Raw genomic sequence first — 19,807 nt, forward strand, 5'->3', positions numbered from 1 at the left:
TCCGCGAATTACGGCGGGTACGAGGCCAAAGCATCGCGAATGAATTCGCTCCTACAGGAGTGCTACCCCGGCTTGGTCAGTTCTTCTGGTAAACGGTGACCACGCAGGCGCCGCCGAGGCCGAGGTTGTGCTGCACGCCGACGCGCGCACCCTCGACCTGACGGGCTTCGGCGCTGCCGCGCAGCTGGTGGGTCAGCTCGTAGCATTGCGCCAGGCCGGTGGCGCCCAGCGGATGGCCCTTGGAGAGCAGGCCGCCGGACGGGTTGGTCACCCACTTGCCGCCATAGGTGTTGTCGCCGTCGCGGACGAACTGCTCGGCGCCGCCTTCGGCGCACAGGCCCAGGCCTTCGTAGGTGAGCAGCTCGTTCTGCGCGAAGCAGTCATGCAGCTCGATCACCTGCACGTCCTGCGGGCCGATGCCGGCCTGCTCGTAGGCCTGCTGGGCGGCCAGGCGGGTCATGTCGAAGCCGACGACGCGGATCATGTCCTTGGCGTCGTAGGTGCTCGGCAGGTCGGTGGTCAGCGACTGGCCGGCGATCAGCACGTCGGTGCGCAGGCCGTGCTTCTTGGCGAAGGCTTCGGAGACGATGATCGCCGCGGCGCCGCCGCAGGTCGGCGGGCAGGCCATCAGCCGGGTGATCACCCCGTCCCAGAGCATCGGCGCAGCCATCACGTCGTCGACGCTCAGCTCGTTGCGGAACAGCGCCAGCGGGTTGTGGGCTGCGTGCCGGCTGGCCTTGGCGCGGATCGCCGCGAAGGTTTCCAGCTTGGTGCCGTATTTCTGCATGTGCGCGTAACCGGCACCGGCGAACTGGCGGATGGCAGTGGGCAGGTCGGGCATGCCGACCAGCTCGTTGGTCAGTTTCAGTGCGCGCTCGGTGGCCGGGGCGCGGTCGGTCCAGGCGGACTTCAGCGCGCCCGGATTCATCTGCTCGAAGCCGAAGGCCAGCACGCAGTCGGCGGCGCCGCTTTGCACCGCCTGGCGGGCCAGGTACAGCGCGGACGAGCCGGTGGCGCAGTTGTTGTTGACGTTGATCAGCGGGATGCCGGTCATGCCGACGCGGTACAGGGCTTTCTGGCCGCAGGTCGAATCGCCATACACGTAGCCGGCGTAGGCCTGCTGGACGGCGCTGAAGTCCAGGCCGGCATCGGCCAGGGCCAGGCGGATCGCCTGCTCGCCCATCACGTCATAGGTCTCGCTGGTGCCGGGCTTCTTGAACGGAATCATGCCGACGCCGGCGACGAATACCTTGTTGCTCATTGTCATTTCTCCTGCGTATGGAATTCGGGGGTCACAGCTTGCGGGCGATGAGTTCGCGCATGACTTCGCTGGTGCCGCCGTAGATGCGGTTGACGCGCATGTCGACGAAGGCGCGGGCGATCGGGTATTCGAGCATGTAGCCGTAGCCGCCATGCAGCTGGACCATGTCGTCGAGGCACTTCCACAGCGTCTCGGTGGTGAACAGCTTGGCGATCGCCGCTTCCTCGAGGGTCAGGCGGCGGCTCATGTGTTCGCCCAGGTAGTGGTCGACCATCAGGCGTGCGGCGGTGGCCTGTGCCTTGATGTCGGCGAGCTTGAATTTGGTGTTCTGGAAGTCCCAGACGGTCTGGTTGAACGCCTTGCGTTCCTTGACGTACTCGGTGGTCTGCTCGAGCAGGCGCTCGAGCTTGGCGGCGGCGGTCACGGCGATGGAGAAGCGTTCCTGCGGCAGCTCGGCCATCAGGTAGGCGAAGCCCTTGCCTTCCTCGCCGAGCCGGTTGCTCACCGGCACGCGCACGTTGTCGAAGAACAGCTCGGCGGTGTCGGCGGCCGGCTGGCCGACCTTGTCCAGCTTGCGGCCGCGCTGGAAGCCGGCGCGGCTGGCTTCGACGGCGATCAGGCTGATGCCCTTGGCGCCGGCGGCCGGGTCGGTCTTGCACACCACGATCACCAAGTCGGCGGTCAGGCCGTTGCTGATGAAGGTCTTGGCGCCGTTGATGACGTACTCGTCACCGTCGCGGATCGCCGTGGTGCGCACCGCCTTGAGGTCGGAACCGGTGCCCGGTTCGGTCATCGCGATGGCCAGGATGATCTCGCCGGAGCAGGCGCCTGGCAGCCAGCGCTGCTTCTGCTCGTCGCTGCCGCAGCGGGCGATGTAGGGGGCGATCACGTCGGAGTGCATGCCGAAGTAGGCGCCGCTCACACCGGCGCGGGCGAACTCCTCGTTGAACACCGCGCAGTGACCGAAGTCGCCGCCGCCACCGCCGTACTCGGGCGGCAGGGTGATGCCCAGTAGGCCTTCGCGACCCGCCTTCAGCCAGGTCTCGCGGTCCACCTGACCGGCTTCATCCCAGGCGGCCTGGCGCGGCACGCATTCGCGCTCGAAGAAGCGCCGCGCGGTGCTGCGGAACATCTCGTGGTCGTCGCGGAAGACGCTGCGGTGAATGTGCATGAAACTCTCCAAATCGGCCGCGGACCTCGCGGGCATGGCCAAGCCAACAGGGGCTTGGGTCGGAGAGCGAATCTAGTGGCTAACGAGGGGAGCAAACTTCCCCCCGGGTCGGGTGGCCGCTGCTGCAGGGGCTCTGCGACCTGGGGCGCAGCGCCCGCGCGGAGCAGGGAAGGGTGGTGGAGCGGCGGGATTAGCGCTCGTCGCCGCTGTCGAGTTCGACTTCGCGCAGGCGCGCCACGGCTTCGTCACGGGTGGTGACGCCGAGCTTGGTGAAGATGTGCCGCAGGTACCATTTGACGGTTTCCGGCGACAGCGCCAGAGCGCGGGCGATCTTCTTGTTGGGCAGCGCCTGGGCGAGCAGGCGGAGGATTTCCAGCTCGCGCGCGCTGAGCGCCTCCAGCCCGCTGGCGGCGCTTTTGCGCACGCCGCTGGCCTTGCCGGTGGAGGGCGCGGCGCTTGGCTCGCTGGGCACCGAGGCCTGCAGGCGCTCGGTGTAGAAGGTCAGCACCGGATCGAGGACTTCGTTGTTGGCGACCTGGGTGATCAGCGCCAGCGCATCGGGATGCGCATCCAGCAGGCTGCGCACCTGGCCGTAGCGATGCCCGCTGCGCAGCGCGGCGAGCACCTTGTCGCGCGCCGCCTCGTGCAGGCCGCGCTGCGTATCGTAGATCGCCGCGAGCATGGTCAGGCGGGTCACACCGAGCTGGCGGCCGCGCGATTCGCACAGGGCGATGACCTGCTCGAGGCGCTGCGTGGCGCCGTCCAGATCGCCATTTGCCTCATGCCAGCACACGTGGGCGTGCTGGGCAAGAACGTGGATGTCGCTCAGCGAGTTGCGCTCGGCGTCGAGGTGTCGCGCACCGAGGATGTCGAGTGCGGCCAGCGCGCGCTCGGCCGCCGGCCGTTGGCCGAGCTGCAGGTGCCAGTACACCTGCTTGCTCAGGCTGTGGGCCTCCAGGCGATCGAGACCGAGCTTGTTGGCATAGGCCTGCAGGCGCGCGAGGTAGGCGAAGGCGCCCTTGTGGTCGCCGACGAACCAGCGGGTCTTGGCCAGCACCTCCTGCACGCGCAGCACCGAATCGGGGATCGACACACGCTCGAAGATGTCCACCCAGTCGCCTAGCAGGCGGTTGGCGGCGTCGACTTCGCCGTTCTCGTAGAGCACTTCGCCGAGCAGCGCGGTGGCCAGGCAGCGCGAGCTGAAACAGGTCTTGCCGCCGCGCTCGGCCTGGTACAGGACTTCGCGGTAGATGCGTTCGGCTTGGGTCATCTGCCCTTCCATCGCCAGGCTCAGGCCGAACAGGCAGCGCCCCTGCAGGGTGCCGCCGGTGGTGCCGATCAGCGGCACGCCATTGACCAGCAGCGGCGGACGATCCAGTTGCACGCGTCGCGCCTGCTCGAACTCGCCACGGTGCATGTACAGCCACGACAGCACGTTGCTGCTGCCGCCGATCATCACCGCATCGGCGCTGGGTGGCGGGTTGAGCAGTTGCGGCAGCACGGTCATGGCGCTGTCGGTGTCGTCGCGCTGCACCGCCAGGGAGGCGCGCAGCATGGTCAGGCGAAAGCGGCTTTCCGCGTCGCTGTGCGGGATGTCGCGCTCGAGGCGCTCGATGCCCGCGGCGCAGGCGTCGAACTCGCGGGCGTAGATCTGCAGGCGCACCAGCAGCATGCGCAGTTGCACGCTGGCCTCCAGTTGCTCCACCGGCAGCTGGCGCACCAGCTCGACCAGCAGGCGCAGGTCGCCCTGGGCATACAGCGACTCGAGGCGCTGTTCGACGAAGGCCGCGGCGGCCGCTGCCTCACCACCGCGCACCGCGTGGCCGACCGCTTCGCTGAGCAGCTCGCGGTCGCGGAACCATGTCCAGGCGCGTGCGTGGAATACCTGCTGCTCGGCCTCGTCACGGTCGGCCAGCAGCTTCAGCAGGGTCTCGCGCAGCAGCGGGTGGAAGCGGTACCAGGCCTCGTTGTCGTTGCTGTCGACGGTGAGCACGAACAGGTTGTCGCTCTCCAGGCGTTCGAGCAGCACCGCGGCTTCGCCGATCACCTCGGGGCGTTCCACCAGCACCGCGCACAAGGCCGGACTGAAGCGTTCGCAGAGCGCCAGCGGACGCAGCAGGTCGAGTTCGCTGGCGCTCAGCTGGGAGAGCACTTCGGTCTCGAAGAACTGCGCGAAGGTCTGGTTGTCGTGCAGCTGGGTGAGCGCGCTGCCGGTCTCGTCCGCGCTCTGCTGGCGGCGGCCCTTCTTGCGGCTGGCGGCGACCAGCTGCATGCCGGCGATCCAGCCGTCGGTCATCTTGTAGATCAGGCGGACTTCGGTCGGGCTGATCTCGCCGAGTTGCGCCTTGAGGAACTGCTCGGCCTCTTCCGGGGTGAAGCGCAGGTCGCGCAGGTCCAGTTCGAGGGTCAGGTTCTGGCTGCGCAGGCGCGCCAGCGACAGCGGCACGCTGCTACGCGAGACCAGCGCCAGGTGCAGGTTGTCCGGCGCGTAGTCGAGCAGCCATTGCAGGGTCTGATGGATGCTCGGCTCGCTCAGGGTGTGCAGGTCATCGAGGACCAGCACCAGTTCGCGCGGGTGCGCGGCGATGCTGCGCACCAGGGTGACGACGATGCGCTCCAGCGCTTCGCTGTCGTTGCCGCTGCCCTCGATCAATGCGGTGTTGCGCACCATCGCCGGGTCGACCTGGGCCAGGCTGGCGAGCAGGTAGTCGAGGAAGCGGATCAGCTGGTTGTCGTCGCTGGTCAGGGTCAGCCAGGCCACGTCGAAGCCGAGCGACAGCTGCACCTGGCGCCACGATGCCAGCGCGGTGGTCTTGCCGCAGCCGGCCGGACCCTTGAGCACGATGCAGCGCCGCCGGCGAGCGTCGAGCAGCTGCGCGTGCAGGCGCTCGCGGGCCAGGATGCGCGTGCTCAGGCGCGGCGGCGACAGCTTGGTGCTGTCGATCGGGCTGGCCAGCGCCGAATCCTCGGCGGCGGGCGAATGTGCGGGGTCTTGAGTATCCATGACGTTCCAGGGACGACGGCTAGCGACTGGAGGCGCGCGATGCTTTTCAGCATGAAGCATACCGCAGCCGGACATCCAGCAAGATTCGTCACGCCTCGTGACACGCGCTCGCCGGTCTAGCGCGCGCCGTCGCGGGCTTCCACCCAACATGGGGGGACGTTCGCCAAAGCGCCATTCCTCTACCTTGCCGCCAACAGCGTCGGCCCCCTTCGCAAGGAGCGGGCCGGGCACGATCAGGTTTCGTCGCGCCGCAGCGGCACGGCATGAGAGGCGCAGATGGGCGTACTGAGTGGGATTCGCGTACTGGAGTTCGAGGCGATCGGGCCGGCGCCGTTCGGCACCATGCTGCTCGCCGACATGGGCGCCGACGTGCTGCGTATCGACCGTCCGCTGGCGCCCGGTGATCTCGGGCCGAAGCTGGATGGCCCGCGGGTCGACATCACCGGACGCAACCGCCGCTCGGTGACCCTCGACCTCAAGGACCCGCAGGCGGTCGCCACCGCGCTCGAGCTGATCGAGCAGGCCGACGTGCTGATCGAAGGTTTCCGCCCCGGCACCCTGGAGCGTCTCGGCCTGGGCCCGGACGTAGCCTTGGCGCGCAATCCCCGGCTGGTCTACGCGCGGATGACCGGCTGGGGGCAGACCGGCCCGTTGGCCGAGCGCGCCGGTCACGACCTCAACTACATCGCGCTGTCCGGTGTGCTCTCCGGCATCGGCCCGGCAGGCGGCGGCCCGGTGCCGCCGCTGAACCTGGTCGGCGACTACGGCGGTGGCGGCATGCTGCTGGCGGTCGGCGTGCTGGCGGCGCTGATCCACGTGCAGCGCGGCGGCGCCGGCCAGGTGGTCGATGCGGCGATGACCGAAGGCGCGGCGCAGCTCGGCTCGGTGATCTGGGGGCTGCTCGCCTCCGGCAATTGGCGTGAACAGCGCGGCAGCAACCTGCTGGACGGCGGCTCGCCCTGGTACGACACCTACCGCACCCTGGACGGCCAGTACATGGCCATCGGCCCGGTCGAAGCGCGCTTCTACGCCGAGCTGCTGGGCAAGCTCGGTCTCGATCCGGCGAGCCTGCCCGAGCAGCACGATCGCAGTGGCTGGCCGCAGCTGCGTGCGGCATTCATCAAGGCCTTCCTCGGCCGCACGCGTGCCGAATGGTGCGCGCTGTTCGACGGCAGCGACGCCTGCGTGGCGCCGGTGCTGGGCTTCGCCGAAGCCGCCGAACACCCGCACAACCAGGCGCGCGGCAGCTTCATCGAGGTCAACGGCGTGGTCCAGCCCGTACCGGCACCGCGTTTCCTCGGCACCCCCTCCGCCACGCCACGGCTGGCCCCGCAGCGCGGCGAGCACGGCGGCGCGGCACTCCGCGACTGGGGCTTCAGCGATGAGGGCATCGAGCGCCTGCGCGAGCAGGGCCTCGGTTTCCGCGCCTGAGCGCGCCGCCCGTCACTCCCGAATAAAAACGAGCTATAGGAAGTTTGCTATGTACCTGACTCAAGGCCTGCAGCGCTCGCTGCAGCAGACCCCGGACCAGATCGTCACCGTCTTCGGCGAGCGGCGGCGCACCTTCCGCGAGTTCGCCGAGCGCGTCGCGCGCCTCGCCGGTGCTCTGCGCAGCCTGGGCATGCAGCCCGGCGATCGGGTGAGCATGCTGGCGCTGAACTCCGACCGCTACCTGGAATACATGCAGGGCACCTGGTGGGGCGGCGGCGTGCTCAATCCGGTCAACACCCGCTGGGCGGTGCCTGAGATCGTCTATTCGCTGGACGACTGCGACACCGGCATCCTGCTGGTCGACGACTACTTCCTGCCGATGGTCGAGGGCATCCGCGCCACTGCCAAGCGCACGCCGATCATCATCTACGCCGGCGAACGTGTCGCGCCCGAGGGCCTGCTGTGCTACGAGCAGCTGCTTGCCGCCAGCGCCCCGGTGGCCGATGCCGGCCGCGGCGGCCACGACCTCGCCTGCGTGATGTATACCGGTGGTACTACCGGCTTCCCCAAGGGCGTGATGCAGTCGCACCTCAACCTGTGGTCGGCCTGCGTGCAGCGCATGGCCGAGCTGGGGCCGCCGCCGAACAACCGCGACATGCACGTCATGCCGCTGTTCCACTGCGCCGGCCTGGCGCGGGTGCTGTGCAACTTCATCGCCGGCGGCTCGCACGTGATCGTGCCGGCCTTCGAGCCGGCCGCGGTGCTGGCGACCATCCAGCGCGAGGCGATCACCGACACCTGCCTGGTGCCGACCATGATCCTCGCCATGCTCGCCGAGCCGAGCTTCGACCAGTACGACCTGAGCACCTTGCAGCGCCTGACCTACGGCGCTTCGCCGACTGCCGGCGAGATGATCGAACAGGTGCTCGGCAAGCTGCCGGCGCTCGAACTGGTGCACGGCTACGGGCTGACCGAGGCCTGCCCGATCGTCTCCACCAACCCGCCGGAAAACCACGGAGAGGCGGCGCGCAAGAGCGGCTTGTCGCGGTCGGTGGGGCGCGGCGGCTATGGCGTCAACGTCAAGATCGTCGACGAGGCGGGCGCGGAAGTGCCGCGTGGCGTGGTTGGCGAGATCATCGTGCGCGGGCCGAACATCATGCAGGGCTACTGGAACAAGCCGGAAGAAACCGCCAAGGCGCTGCGCGATGGCTGGCTGTACACCGGCGACGGCGCCTACATGGACGACGACGGCTACATCTACATCGTCGACCGCCTCAAGGACATGATCGTCAGCGGTGGTGAGAACGTTTACTCGGCCGAGGTCGAGAACGTCATCGCCCGCCACCCGGGTGTGGTGATGTGCGCGGTGATCGGCATTCCCCACGAGCAGTGGGGCGAGGCGGTGCACGCCGTGGTGGTGTGCAAGCCCGGCGTCGAGCTCAGCGACGACCAGGTGCGTGCGCATTGCCGCGCGTCGATCGCCGGCTACAAGTGCCCGAAGAGCGTGGAGTTCCGCAACGAACTGCCGCTGTCCGGTGCCGGCAAGATACTCAAGAAAGACCTGCGCGAGCCCTACTGGGCGGGCAAGGCGCGGAGCGTCAACTGATGGGCGCGGTGGCGCCGCTGCCGGCGGGATTCGCGCCACTGCAGACGCGCGCCGCCTTTGTGCACGGCTGCGGCGGATTCCTGCTCCACGAGCAGTTGCCGATCCTCGCCATGCGCGTCGGCGCGGAGCCCCTCAACTCGGTGCAGATCGCTCACGGCGGCCTGCTGGCGACCCTCGCCGACTGCGCGTTCGGTGCGGTGCTGTGGCGCCAGCTGGGCGGCGCGACGCCGCCGATCACGGTCAACCTCAATGTTGACTACCTCGGCGCGGTGCGCGCCGGCGACTGGCTCGAAGCGCACGTTGAGGTGGACAAGGTCGGCGGCAGCTTCATCAACGCCAGCTGCCGGCTCAAGGTCGGCGAGCGGCTGGTGCTGCGCGCCAACGGCATCTTCACCCGCTGGAAAAGCGCACCGCAGCCCGCCGCGTAATTTGCCTGGCCGGCGTTGCCGGGCGTGCGCCCGGGGCCGGCGCGGGCGCTGATCCGACAACAAGAACAACGGAGCCCCTATGCACCTGACCCAATGCCTGCAGCGCTCGCTGCAGCAGACCCCGGACAAACTGGTCACCCTCTTCGGCACGCGCCGCCACACTTACCGCCAGTTCGGCGCGCGGGTCACGCGCCTGGCCGGGGCGCTGCAGGGGCTGGGCATGGCCGCCGGCGACCGCGTCGGCATGCTCGCGCTGAACTCCGACCGTTACCTCGAGTACATGATGGGCGTGTGGTGGGGCGGCGGCGTGCTCAACCCGGTCAACACCCGCTGGAGCGCGGCGGAGATCGTCTACTCGCTGGACGACTGCGACACGCGCATCCTGCTGGTCGACGAGCAGTTCCTGCCGCTGGTCGAGGAGCTGCGCGCGCGGGCCAAACGCGCGCCGTTGTTCGTCTACGCCGGCGAAGGGCCGGCGCCGGTCGGCCTGTTGTCCTACGAGCAGCTGATCGCCGAGGCGACGCCAGTGGCCGATGCCGGGCGCGGTTACGACGACCTCGCCTGCATCATGTACACCGGCGGCACCACCGGCTTTCCCAAGGGCGTCATGCAGTCGCACCAGAACCTCTGGGCGGCGTGCATGCCGCGCACCATGGACATGCCGCCGATCCCCGGCGGGGTGCTGCTGCAGGTCGCGCCGCTGTTCCACGTCGCCGGTCTGGCGCGCGCGCTGATCCAGTTCTTCGCCGGCGAATGCCACGCGCTGCTGCCGACCTTCGAGGCCGAGGAGGTGCTGCGCATCATCGAGCGCGAGCGGGTCACCGAGACCCTGCTGGTGCCGACCATGATCCTCGGCGTGCTGGCCCATCCGCGCTTCGCCGACTACGACCTGAGCAGCCTCAAGCGCCTGACCTACGGCGCCTCGCCGAGCGCAGGGGCGATGGTCGAGCAGGTCATCGCCGCGCTGCCGGGCATTGAGCTCAGCCACTCCTACGGACTCACCGAGGCCTGTCCGACGGTGTCCAGCAACCTGCCCGACGGGCACACCGAGGCGGCGCGGCGCAGCGGGCGTTCGCGCTCGGTGGGCCGCGGCGGTTTCGGTGTGCTGGTCAAGGTGGTCGACGAGCAGGGCCTGGAGGTGCCGCGCGGCGCGGTGGGTGAAGTCATCGTGCGTGGGCCGAACGTGATGCAGGGCTACTGGAACAAGCCGGAGGAAAGCGCCAAGGCGCTGCGCGACGGCTGGCTGTACACCGGCGACGGCGCCTACATGGACGACGACGGCTACCTGTTCATCGTCGACCGGCTCAAGGACATGATCGTCAGCGGCGGCGAGAACATCTACTCGGCCGAGGTCGAGAACGTCATCGCCCGCCACCCGGCGGTGGCCCTGTGCGCGGTGATCGGCGTGCCGCACGAGCAGTGGGGCGAGGCGGTGCACGCGGTGGTGGTGCGCAAGCCGGGGGTGGCGCTCAGCGAGGCCGAGGTGCGTGCGCATTGCCGCGAATTCATCGCCGGCTACAAGTGCCCGAAGAGCGTGGAGTTCCGCAGCGAACTGCCGCTGTCCGGCGCCGGCAAGATCCTCAAAAAAGACCTGCGCGAACCGTTCTGGGCCGGCCGTCAGCGCGCGGTGAACTGAGCCCGTCGGCGCCTGGCAGACGCGCCACCCGACGTGGGGGGAAGTTGCCAGGCGCGGCGCGCCACACCATTCGATGCACAACCTGGCGTGTGCCTGCCTGGCACGGTGCGCCGCTGTTCAAGACCGATTTGGAGAACCCGATGCATATCCAACGCACCGTCTACCGTGACGACCATGAAATGCTGCGCGAGACGGCGCGGCGCTTTTTCGAGCGCGAGTGCGTACCGCGCCAGGCGCAGTGGGACGAGGCCGGTCACGTCGACCGCGAGACCTGGCTGAAGGCCGGCCGCGAAGGCCTGCTGTGCCTGACCGTGCCGACCGAATACGGCGGCGGTGGCGGCGACTTCGGCCATTCCGCGGTACTGATCGAGGAACTGCACCGTGCCGGTATTTCCGGCTGGAGCCTGGGCGTGCACTCGGACATCGTCGCGCCCTACATCGTGCGGCTCGGCACCGAAGAGCAGAAGCAGAAGTGGCTGCCGAAAATCTGCGCCGGCGAGACCCTGCTCGCCGTGGCGATGACCGAGCCGGGCACCGGTTCCGACCTGAAGGCGATCCGCACCACCGCCGTGCGTGACGGCGACGAGTGGGTGATCAACGGCAGCAAGACCTTCATCAGCAACGGCATCCATTCGGACATGGTCGTGGTGGTCTGCAAGACCGACCCGAGCGCGGGCGCCAAGGGCTGCAGCCTGATCATGGTCGAGGGCGACCGCGAAGGTTTCCGCCGCGGTCGCAAGCTGCAGAAGGTCGGCCAACCGGCCGCCGACACCTCCGAGCTGTTCTTCGACAACGTGCGTGTGCCGGTCGGCAACCTGCTCGGCGAAGAGAACAAGGGCTTCATGCACCTGATGGAAGAGCTGCCGCAGGAACGCCTGGTGATCGCCACCTACTGCGCCGCCAAACTGGAGCGCCTGCTCGAGCTGACCACCGAATACGTCAAGGATCGCAAGGCGTTCAACCAGACCGTCTGGGACTTCCAGAACACCAAGTTCAAGCTCGCCGACATCAAGGCGCAGGCCACCGCAGTGCGCCTGACGGTCGACTACTACCTCGGCGAACACATGCGCCGCCGCCTCACCTCGCAGGAAGCGGCGATCGCCAAGCTGTTCGCCACCGAGACGCTGTGGAAGTGCATCGACGACATGGTCCAGCTGCACGGCGGCTACGGCTACATGCTCGAGTACCCGATCGCCCGCGCCTTCGTCGACATGCGCGTGACGCGCATCTTCGGCGGCACCAGCGAAGTGCTGCGCGAACTGATCGCGCGCCAGCTGTGATCCTTTTCCAATCCGTGCAGGTGACAAGATGAGCGAAAAAGTACTGGTAGCCGGGGTCGGCATGATCCCGTTCAACAAGCCGAGCGCCAGCGGCACCTACGTGCAGATGGGCTCCGAGGCGATCCGCCGCGCTCTCGCCGATGCCGGCATCGGCTACGAGCTGGTCCAGGAAGCTTACGCCGGCTACGTCTACGGCGACTCCACCTGCGGCCAGACCGTGCTCTACGAAGTCGGCATGACCGGCATCCCAGTGGTCAACGTCAACAACAACTGCTCGACCGGCTCCACCGCGCTGTACCTCGCGCGTCGAGCCATCGAGACCGGTGCCGCCGATTGCGTGCTGGCAGTCGGCTTCGAGCAGATGCAGGCCGGCGCGCTGAAGTCGCACTGGGATGACCGTCCGCCGACCCGCGAACGCTTCCTGCCGATCCTGCGCGGCCTGACCGCCGACATGGGCGACATGCCGCAAGCCATCCGCACCTTCGGCGGCGCGGGCCGCGAGTACATGGCCAAGTACGGTTGCAGCATGGAAACCTTCGCCGCGGTGCGCGCCAAGGCCAGTCGTCATGCGGCGAACAACCCGCTGGCGCTGTTCCGCAAGGTGCTGAGCACCGAAGAGGTGATGAACGATGCGGTGATCCTGCCGGGCGTGATGACCCGTCTGATGGCCTGCCCGCCGACCTGCGGCGGCGCCGCGGCCATCCTGGTCTCCGAGCGCTTCGCCAAGAAGCACGGCCTGCGCAGCGACGTGCAGATCCTCGCCCAGGCGCTGACTACCGATACGCCGGAGTCGTTCAACTTCGAGAAGCCGTCGATGCTCGACTGGGTCGGCACGCACATGACCCAGGCGGCCGTGGCGCAGGTCTACGAAAAGGCCGGCGTCGGCCCGCAGGACATCGACGTCTGCGAGCTGCACGACTGCTTCGCGCAGAACGAAGTGATCTGCTACGAGTCGCTGGGCTTCTGCCCGGAAGGTGGCGCCGAGCAGTTCGTCCGTGACGGCGACAACACCTATGGCGGCAAGATCGTCATCGGCCCGTCCGGTGGCCTGTTGTCCAAGGGCCATCCGCTGGGCGCCACCGGCCTGGCGCAATGCTACGAGCTGACCCGGCAGATTCGCGGCACTGCCGACACCACCCAGGTCGAAGGCGCGCGCCTGGCGCTGGCGCACAACCTGGGTCTGGGTGGCGCCTGCGTGGTCACCCTGTACGGGGGCAACTGAGTGAGCGGGCGCGCCGTTCGCGGCGCGCCCACTTTTTTGCCTGCTCGAATGCCTGCGGCCGAGCGCTGCGTTACCTCCCCTCGGCGCTAGCTCGCCACCCGCTTCAGCTGTCCTTCCCGCCTGCTTCACCCACTGCCGCCCCCCTCGCTATTCCTCTTGCTCAGCGGCTCAGTCCGACCGGCGCGAGGCGCTTCTCCCACTCATTGCGTTACCGCATTTCGTACAGCGGCAAGCGTGCCTGCGCGCCTGTCGATTGAGCTGATTCGCGGCACATCCGAACAGCGCCGCGCACACCGCGTGCCGGTCATTCGCGTCGACGATTTGCGTCGGGTCAGCGGGGTCTTGCTGCTCACTTGCTGGGGGCGGCGAAAGGCGCCTGTCACCCTCGGTAACGTTCTCCGCGCAACGGTTTGGGCGAGGGTGTCGCGGGGGTGACGATAACCGCGAAAAAGCGGCAGAAACGCCCGATTTAAAGCGCCGCGAAATCACCTCTTAGGGTGTTAAGAGCCCCGGGGTCGGTGGCTAGCATGGCCCTTCCATATTCATCCGTAACTGGAGCACCGCATGACAACAACTACAATGCGCGGAGTCTTCCGGCCACACCTGCTGGCCGCTGCCGTCGCCTTGGGTGTAAGCGCTCAGGCTTATGCCGTTAACTTCAATATCGGGGAGATCGAGGGGCAGCTGGACTCGTCGCTGTCGGTGGGTGCCAGCTGGGCCGTGCGGGGTGGGGACCCTGCGTTCATCTCCAACTTCAACGACATGGGCAAGCGCGGCGAGTCGTCTTCGCGCACCACCGATGACAACCGTCTGAACTTCAAGAAAGGCGAGACCTTCTCGAAGATCTTCAAGGGCGTGCACGATCTCGAACTGAAGTACGGTGACAGCGGTGCCTTCATCCGCGGCAAGTACTGGTACGACTTCGAACTGAAGGACGAGCACCGTCTGTATTACGACATCGATGACAGCGGTCGCGAGCGTGCGGCGAAGTCGTCGGGCGCGATGTTCCTCGACACCTTCGTCTACCACAACTACAACCTCGGCGACCTGCCGGGCAACGTGCGTGTGGGCAAGCAGGTGGTCAGCTGGGGTGAGAGCACCTTCATCGGCAACTCGATCAACAGCATCAACCCGGTTGACGTCGCGGCGCTGCGCCGTCCGGGTGCCGAGGTCAAGGAAGGCCTGATCCCGGTCAACATGTTCTATCTGTCCCAGGGCCTGACCGAGAACCTCAACGCCGAGGCCTTCTATCAGATCGAGTGGGAAAAATCGGTGGTTGATAACTGCGGCACCTTCTTCGGCAACGATGGCTTGCCGAAGGGCTGCAACGATCGCCTGGTGGTCGCCGGCCTCGACCTGCCGCCGGGCGAAGCTGCCAACATCGGCGGTAACGCCGCAACGGTGCTGGGCTCGACGTTGCCAGCGGCACTCGGTGGTGGCGCCAACCCGCTGTCCGGCACCGACGACGCCTACATCCCGCGTCTGAAGGACAACGAAGCGCGCGATGGCGGTCAGTACGGTGTGGCCCTGCGCTGGTTCGCGCCAGAGCTGAACGATACCGAGTTCGGCGCTTACGCGATGAACTACCACAGCCGCAGCCCGTACCTCAGCGTCAAGCAGATGACCAGCACCGCCGGTGGCATCACCTCGGCACGCAGCGTGCGTTACTTCGTCGACTTCCCGGAAGACATCCGCCTGTACGGCTTGAGCTTCCAGACCAACGCCGGCGGCACCTCGCTGGGTGGTGAGATCAGCTATCGGCCGAACATGCCGCTGCAGTTCAGCACCCCGGACCTGCTGTCCTCGGCGACCTTCGGCGCGACCTCGCCGCTGGTCCGTACCGGTTTCGCCAGCGGTAACCCTGCTGCGGGCCTGGGCAAGACCGTCAACGGCTACAAGCGCATGCCGGTGTTCCAGGCGCAGATGACCGCTACGCAGTTCTTCGATCAAGTGCTCGGTGCCGAGCGTCTGACCGTGGTCGGCGAGGTGGGTTACAACCACATCAACGGCCTGGGCTCCTCGCATGGCGACGAACTGCGCTTCGGTCGCAGCCCGGCCTTCGGTTCCGGTGAGCTGCAGGGCGCCGCAGGGCCTGCCACTTGCGCCGGTACGCTGAGTCAGGTTCCGGGCGAGCCGAACGGCGTGACCCGCCCGAGCAACCCGGCGCAGGAGTGCAACAGCCATGGCTTCTACACCAGCAGCTCGTGGGGCTATCGCACCCGTGCCAGCCTCAACTACACCAACGTGTTCGCCGGCATCAACCTGACCCCGAACGTGGCCTGGTCGCATGACGTGGACGGCTGGGGTCCGAACTTCGAGGAGGGTGCCAAGGCAGTCAGCGTCGGCCTGGATGCGGACTTCAAGAACACCTACACCGCCAGCCTCAGTTACACCGATTTCTTCGGTGGCGATTTCAACACCAACACCGATCGTGACTTCGTCGCACTCAGCTTCGGCGTGAACTTCTGACGGCCGTCAGGTAGAGGAATACAGAGCATGAAAACAACAACAATGATGCAAATGGGCGCACTCGCGCTGTCGCTGGTGGCTACCGGAGTCATGGCCGCCATCACCCCGCAGGAAGCGGCACAGTTGGGCACCACCCTGACGCCGTTGGGCGGCCAGATGGAAGCCAATGCCGATGGCAGCATCCCGGCCTGGACCGGTGGCCTCAAGCCGGGTGCTGCGCCGATGGAGCGCGGCTTCCTGGGCAACCCCTTCGAGGGCGACAAGCCGCTGTTCACCATCACCGCGGCCAACGTGGCGCAGTACAAGGACAAGCTGACCCCGGGCCAGCAGGCGATGTTCAAGCGCTACCCGGACAGCTACAAGATTCCGGTGTACAAGTCGCAGCGCACCGCGTCGTCGCCGCAGTCGATCTACGACGAGGTGAAGAAGACCGCGCTGACCGCTGAGCTGATCAACGACGGCAACGGCCTGAACAGCTTCTCCGACGCGCACTACTACCCGTTCCCGATCCCCAAGGTCGGTGTCGAGGTGGTGTTCAACCACAGCACCCGTTACCGCGGGCAGAACTTCCGTCGCGAGACCGCGCAGGCGGCGCCGCAGGCCAACGGTTCGTACACCGCGGTGACCTTCGAGGAAGTCGCCGGCTTCCCGCGCTTCGTCAAGGGCAGCGACAAGGAGCGCAGCTCCAACGTGCTGTACTACTACAAGCAGCGGGTGACCGGTCCGGCGCGCATGGCGGGTAACGTGCTGCTGGCGCACGAGACCATCGACCAGGTCAACGAGCCGCGCATGGCGTGGATCTACAACTCCGGTCAGCGTCGCGTGCGACGTGCCCCGCAGGTCGCCTACGACGGTCCGGGTACCGCGGCCGACGGTCTGCGCACCTCCGACAACGCCGACCTGTTCAACGGCGCGCCGGATCGCTACGACTGGAAACTGGTCGGCAAGCAGGAGATGTACGTCCCGTACAACAACTACAAGCTGGCCTCGCCGAAGTTGAAGTACGACGACATCATCCGTCCGGGGCACATCAACCAGGACCTCACCCGTTACGAGCTGCACCGTGTCTGGCACGTGGTCGCCACCCTGAAACCGGGCCAGCGGCACATCTACGCCAAGCGCGACATGTACTTCGACGAGGACAGCTGGGAAGCCCTGGAAGTCGATCACTACGACGGTCGCGGCCAGCTGTGGCGGGTCGGTGAAGGCTATGCGATCAACGACTACCAGCAAGGCCTGTCCAACTACGCGGCCATCGGCATGTACGACCTGATCGCCGGCCGCTACCTGGTCAGCAACCTGAGCAACGAGGCCAAACAAGGCGCGCAGTACGGCGCCGAAGTGAGCATGAACGAATTCACCCCGGCAGCCCTGCGCAACGCCGGCGTTCGCTAAGCCCTCGTACCGAACCACCCACGACCCTGCCTGCAGGGTCGTGGGCTGTTCACCGCTGCATCCGCTCCACCCCTGCTCAATCCGCGCCACGCGCGCACCCCGTCGACCCGGCCGGCTCCTGGCACCACCTGATGCGGGTGGCGACCCCATCTGGCTGATCCTCAAACATGGTATGGCTCGTTACTGGCTTTGGTCAGGGCGCGCATCCGGAGCCGCGAGGCCCGGTTCTCTGGTTGTCCGATTCCATTGATCGAGGTCCGCCATGCAGGGTCTTGGTTTCAAGCTTGCGCTGGTGCGTGGCAATGCCACGTGCATTCCTCCGCTCCCGGTGGCGCACCTGTCGCGGCCGCGGCTCCTTCATGCGCTGCAGCAGGGCGCGCCGCGCTTGCGCCTGCTCTGCGGGACGGCCGGTTTCGGCAAGTCGGTGCTGGCCAGCGAGTACCTCAGCCAGCTTGCCCCGGGCGAGCGCGTGGTCTGGATTGCCGTGGCCGGGCAACGCCTGACGCTGGATGAGCTGAGCCGCAAGGTGGCAGCGGAGCTGGACCTCGAGCACCCAATGGACGGCGCGTCCGCTGCACTGCTCAGCCATTTCGAGAGCCGCAAGGAACCGCTGTGGCTGGTGTTCGACGATCTGCCCAACGAGCTGTCGGCGGAGACCAATGCCTGGTTCGACCGGCTGCTGGCGCTGCCCAGCAGCCCGCTGCAACTGCTGGTGACCTGCCGCCAGCGACCGCGCTGGAACCTGCCGCGCCTGATGCTGCGCGGCGAGTTGATGGAGCTGGACTGTGGCCAGCTGTCCTTTACCCACGATGAGTTCGAGGCGCTGCTTGGCCTGCTGGCGCAGCACCTCGAGACCACGGCGCGCGAGCAGCTGTGGCAGCAGACGCAAGGCTGGTGCGCCGGCATTCGCCTGCTGCTGCCCGCGGACCACGTAGCCACGCCACTGCTGTGGCTGCGCGAGTACCTCGAGCATGAGGTGCTGGCCCGCCTGGGCGACGCCGAGCGCGAGATGTTGTTCGGGCTGGCCCACCTGCCCAGGGCCTCGGCCGAGCTGTGTGCGCAACTGTGGGACGAGCTGGATGGCAGTCGCCTGTTCAAGCGCCTGGTGCGCCAGCATCTGTTCCTGGTCCCGGTCGATCGCCAGGGCCGCTGGTATCGCCTGCTGCCGGCCGTGGCCTGCGCGCTGCAGGATCATCTGAGCGCTGCACAAGTCAATCGCCTGCGCCTGCGTTCCTGCCAGCTGCTGAGCCGCAGCGGGCACCTGAACGAGGCAATCGACCAGGCGCTGGGGGCCGAGCAGCCGGAAGTCGCCGCCAACTACATGGAGCAGCTGCAGCGCACCTGGCTGCTCTCGGACCGCCATCTCACCCAGCTGCTCGGCTGGCGCGAACGGGTGCCACCGCAACTGCTGGAAAGCACGCCGCGGCTGGTGAACCTTTGTGCCCGCGCGCTGCTGTTCAGCGGGCGGCTGGAGGAGGCGCAGGCCTGCCTGCAGCGCCTGGCGCATTTCCTGCCGCAGCCGGAGCCGCTGCGCAACACCCGCCTGCTGGCCACCTGGCAAGCCCTGGAGGGCGCCCGCGAAGGCCTACTGGGCAATGCCCAGGCGGCGCGCCGGCATTGTCTGGCGGCGCTGAGCCAGTTCGCCCTGCACGACTGGCTGGCCATGCTGCTGTGCTACTCGACGCTGGCGCGAATCGCCATGGCCGGCGGCGAGCTGGCCCAGGCCGAGCAATACCTGCTGGATGCCCTGGAACTGACCCGCCGGCACGGCTTTCAGGATGGTGAAATCCTCATCAACATCGATCGCTTCCGGCTGATGATCCTGCAGGGTGAGCTGCGCCTGGCGGAGACCCTGGTGGAGGAGGATGTGCAGCGCCTGGAACTGGCCAGTTGCGGTCAGCAGAACCCCTTGCTGGGCCGCCTGCTGTTCCTGCGCAGCGAACTGCGCCAGCTGAGCGGTGCGTTCGCCGACAGCGAGGCCGATGCGCGAACAGGACTGCGCCACGTCCAGAACTGCTCCGCGCCGTTCATCCTGCATGGCTACCTGCTGCTCTCGGAGCTGGCCGTGCAGCGCGGCGAGAAGGAGCAGGCCCTGCTGCATCTGCACGAGGGCGAGCGGCGCATGCACTGGGGCAAGATCGACAGCGCCTGCTATCAGTACGCGATCACCTGGCAGCGCATGCGCGTGCTGGCCGGGCAGGGGCTGTGGGCCGAGCTGCTGCCGATCGCCAAGGCGCTCGAAGAGGAGCTGCGCGGCTGGCCGCAGCATCTGCCGGCGCTGGCCATGCCGTCGCTGTTGCAGCGCAATCAGCTGCTCCTCGCGCGTGCCGAACTCGCCTTGGGTGAGCGCAGCACGGCGCGGCGGCGGCTGACCGCGCTGCTGGAGCAGTGCCAGCAGCTGCAGTTCGAACTGCTAGCGGGCGAGGTGCAGCAGTTGTTGGCGCAGCTCGGCGGCCGACTCGCGCCCCGCGGCGCGGCTGATCCAAGCGCGCTGTTGGCGGTCGAGCGGGCTGCCGCCGACGAGGCCGCGCCTGCGCCGCCGGCGGTGGCCAAGGGTGGCTACTACCAGGACGACCTGACTCCGCGCGAGCTGTCGGTGCTCAAGCTGCTGGCCGAGGGGCTGTCCAACCAGGAGGTCGGCGACAGCCTGTTCATCTCGGTGAACACGGTGAAATCCCACGCCAAGAACATCAACACCAAGCTCGGTACCACACGGCGCACCCAGGCCATCATGCACGCCAAGAGCATGGGCCTGCTCGGCTGACCCCACGCCGCGCGCAGCCACCTGATGCGGGTGGCGAAGCGGCAACCGGCAATGCTCAATCATGCAGTGGTTGCTTGCCGGACTGCCGCGCACCCAGCCCCGGGCCGAATTGCGCCCTGAGCTCGCTGCAGCACCGGCAA

Annotated in this window: 12 protein-coding genes; 9 read left to right on the forward strand and 3 right to left on the reverse strand. The window is 67.6% G+C overall.

From position 1 onward, the window contains the following. Window positions 1-76: 76 nt before the first annotated feature. The 3 genes from JQX08_RS11295 to JQX08_RS11305 form a co-directional block, all read right to left on the reverse strand. On the reverse strand, window positions 77-1,261 hold the full coding sequence (locus JQX08_RS11295) for a lipid-transfer protein (protein ID WP_205348479.1): 1,185 nt from the start codon (window positions 1,259-1,261) through the stop codon (window positions 77-79). 31 nt (window positions 1,262-1,292) lie between these two features. After that, window positions 1,293-2,432 (reverse strand): acyl-CoA dehydrogenase family protein, encoded by a 1,140-nt coding sequence (locus tag JQX08_RS11300; RefSeq protein ID WP_205348480.1) that lies wholly within the window; start codon window positions 2,430-2,432, stop codon window positions 1,293-1,295. A 190-nt stretch (window positions 2,433-2,622) separates the two neighbouring features. Further along, window positions 2,623-5,436, reverse strand: coding sequence for a winged helix-turn-helix domain-containing protein (locus JQX08_RS11305; protein WP_205348481.1), 2,814 nt, complete (start codon window positions 5,434-5,436; stop codon window positions 2,623-2,625). Window positions 5,437-5,712: 276 nt separating this feature from the next. Between JQX08_RS11305 and JQX08_RS11310 the strand changes: the two genes are divergently transcribed. From JQX08_RS11310 to JQX08_RS22370, 9 genes are all read left to right on the forward strand, one after another. Continuing rightward, window positions 5,713-6,867 (forward strand): CaiB/BaiF CoA transferase family protein, encoded by a 1,155-nt coding sequence (locus JQX08_RS11310; protein ID WP_205348482.1) that lies wholly within the window; start codon window positions 5,713-5,715, stop codon window positions 6,865-6,867. A 49-nt stretch (window positions 6,868-6,916) separates the two neighbouring features. Further along, entirely contained in the window at window positions 6,917-8,473 is a 1,557-nt protein-coding gene (locus JQX08_RS11315; protein ID WP_205348483.1) for an acyl-CoA synthetase, read from the forward strand. Then, complete coding sequence (locus JQX08_RS11320; protein ID WP_205348484.1) at window positions 8,473-8,901, forward strand: PaaI family thioesterase; 429 nt, start codon at window positions 8,473-8,475, stop codon at window positions 8,899-8,901. Before JQX08_RS11315 ends, JQX08_RS11320 begins: the two co-directional genes overlap by 1 nt. 79 nt (window positions 8,902-8,980) lie before the next feature. After that, complete coding sequence (locus tag JQX08_RS11325; RefSeq protein WP_205348485.1) at window positions 8,981-10,537, forward strand: long-chain-fatty-acid--CoA ligase; 1,557 nt, start codon at window positions 8,981-8,983, stop codon at window positions 10,535-10,537. 140 nt (window positions 10,538-10,677) lie between these two features. Further along, window positions 10,678-11,817 carry an acyl-CoA dehydrogenase family protein gene (locus tag JQX08_RS11330; protein WP_205348486.1) on the forward strand — a complete coding sequence of 380 codons (1,140 nt, stop codon included), beginning with the start codon at window positions 10,678-10,680 and terminating at the stop codon, window positions 11,815-11,817. Window positions 11,818-11,845: 28 nt separating this feature from the next. Further along, a complete protein-coding gene (locus tag JQX08_RS11335) occupies window positions 11,846-13,039 on the forward strand; it encodes a lipid-transfer protein (protein WP_205348487.1) in 1,194 nt (397 codons plus the stop codon). Window positions 13,040-13,603: 564 nt separating this feature from the next. Continuing rightward, on the forward strand, window positions 13,604-15,508 hold the full coding sequence (locus tag JQX08_RS11340; protein ID WP_205348488.1) for a DUF1302 domain-containing protein: 1,905 nt from the start codon (window positions 13,604-13,606) through the stop codon (window positions 15,506-15,508). Between the two features lie 27 nt (window positions 15,509-15,535). After that, window positions 15,536-16,903, forward strand: coding sequence for a DUF1329 domain-containing protein (locus JQX08_RS11345; protein WP_205348489.1), 1,368 nt, complete (start codon window positions 15,536-15,538; stop codon window positions 16,901-16,903). Window positions 16,904-17,165: 262 nt separating this feature from the next. Beyond that, window positions 17,166-19,667, forward strand: coding sequence for a LuxR C-terminal-related transcriptional regulator (locus tag JQX08_RS22370; protein ID WP_205348490.1), 2,502 nt, complete (start codon window positions 17,166-17,168; stop codon window positions 19,665-19,667). The last annotated feature ends 140 nt before the right edge of the window (window positions 19,668-19,807 follow it).

This window comes from Zestomonas insulae (assembly GCF_016901015.1).
GTDB lineage: Bacteria > Pseudomonadota > Gammaproteobacteria > Pseudomonadales > Pseudomonadaceae > Aquipseudomonas > Aquipseudomonas insulae.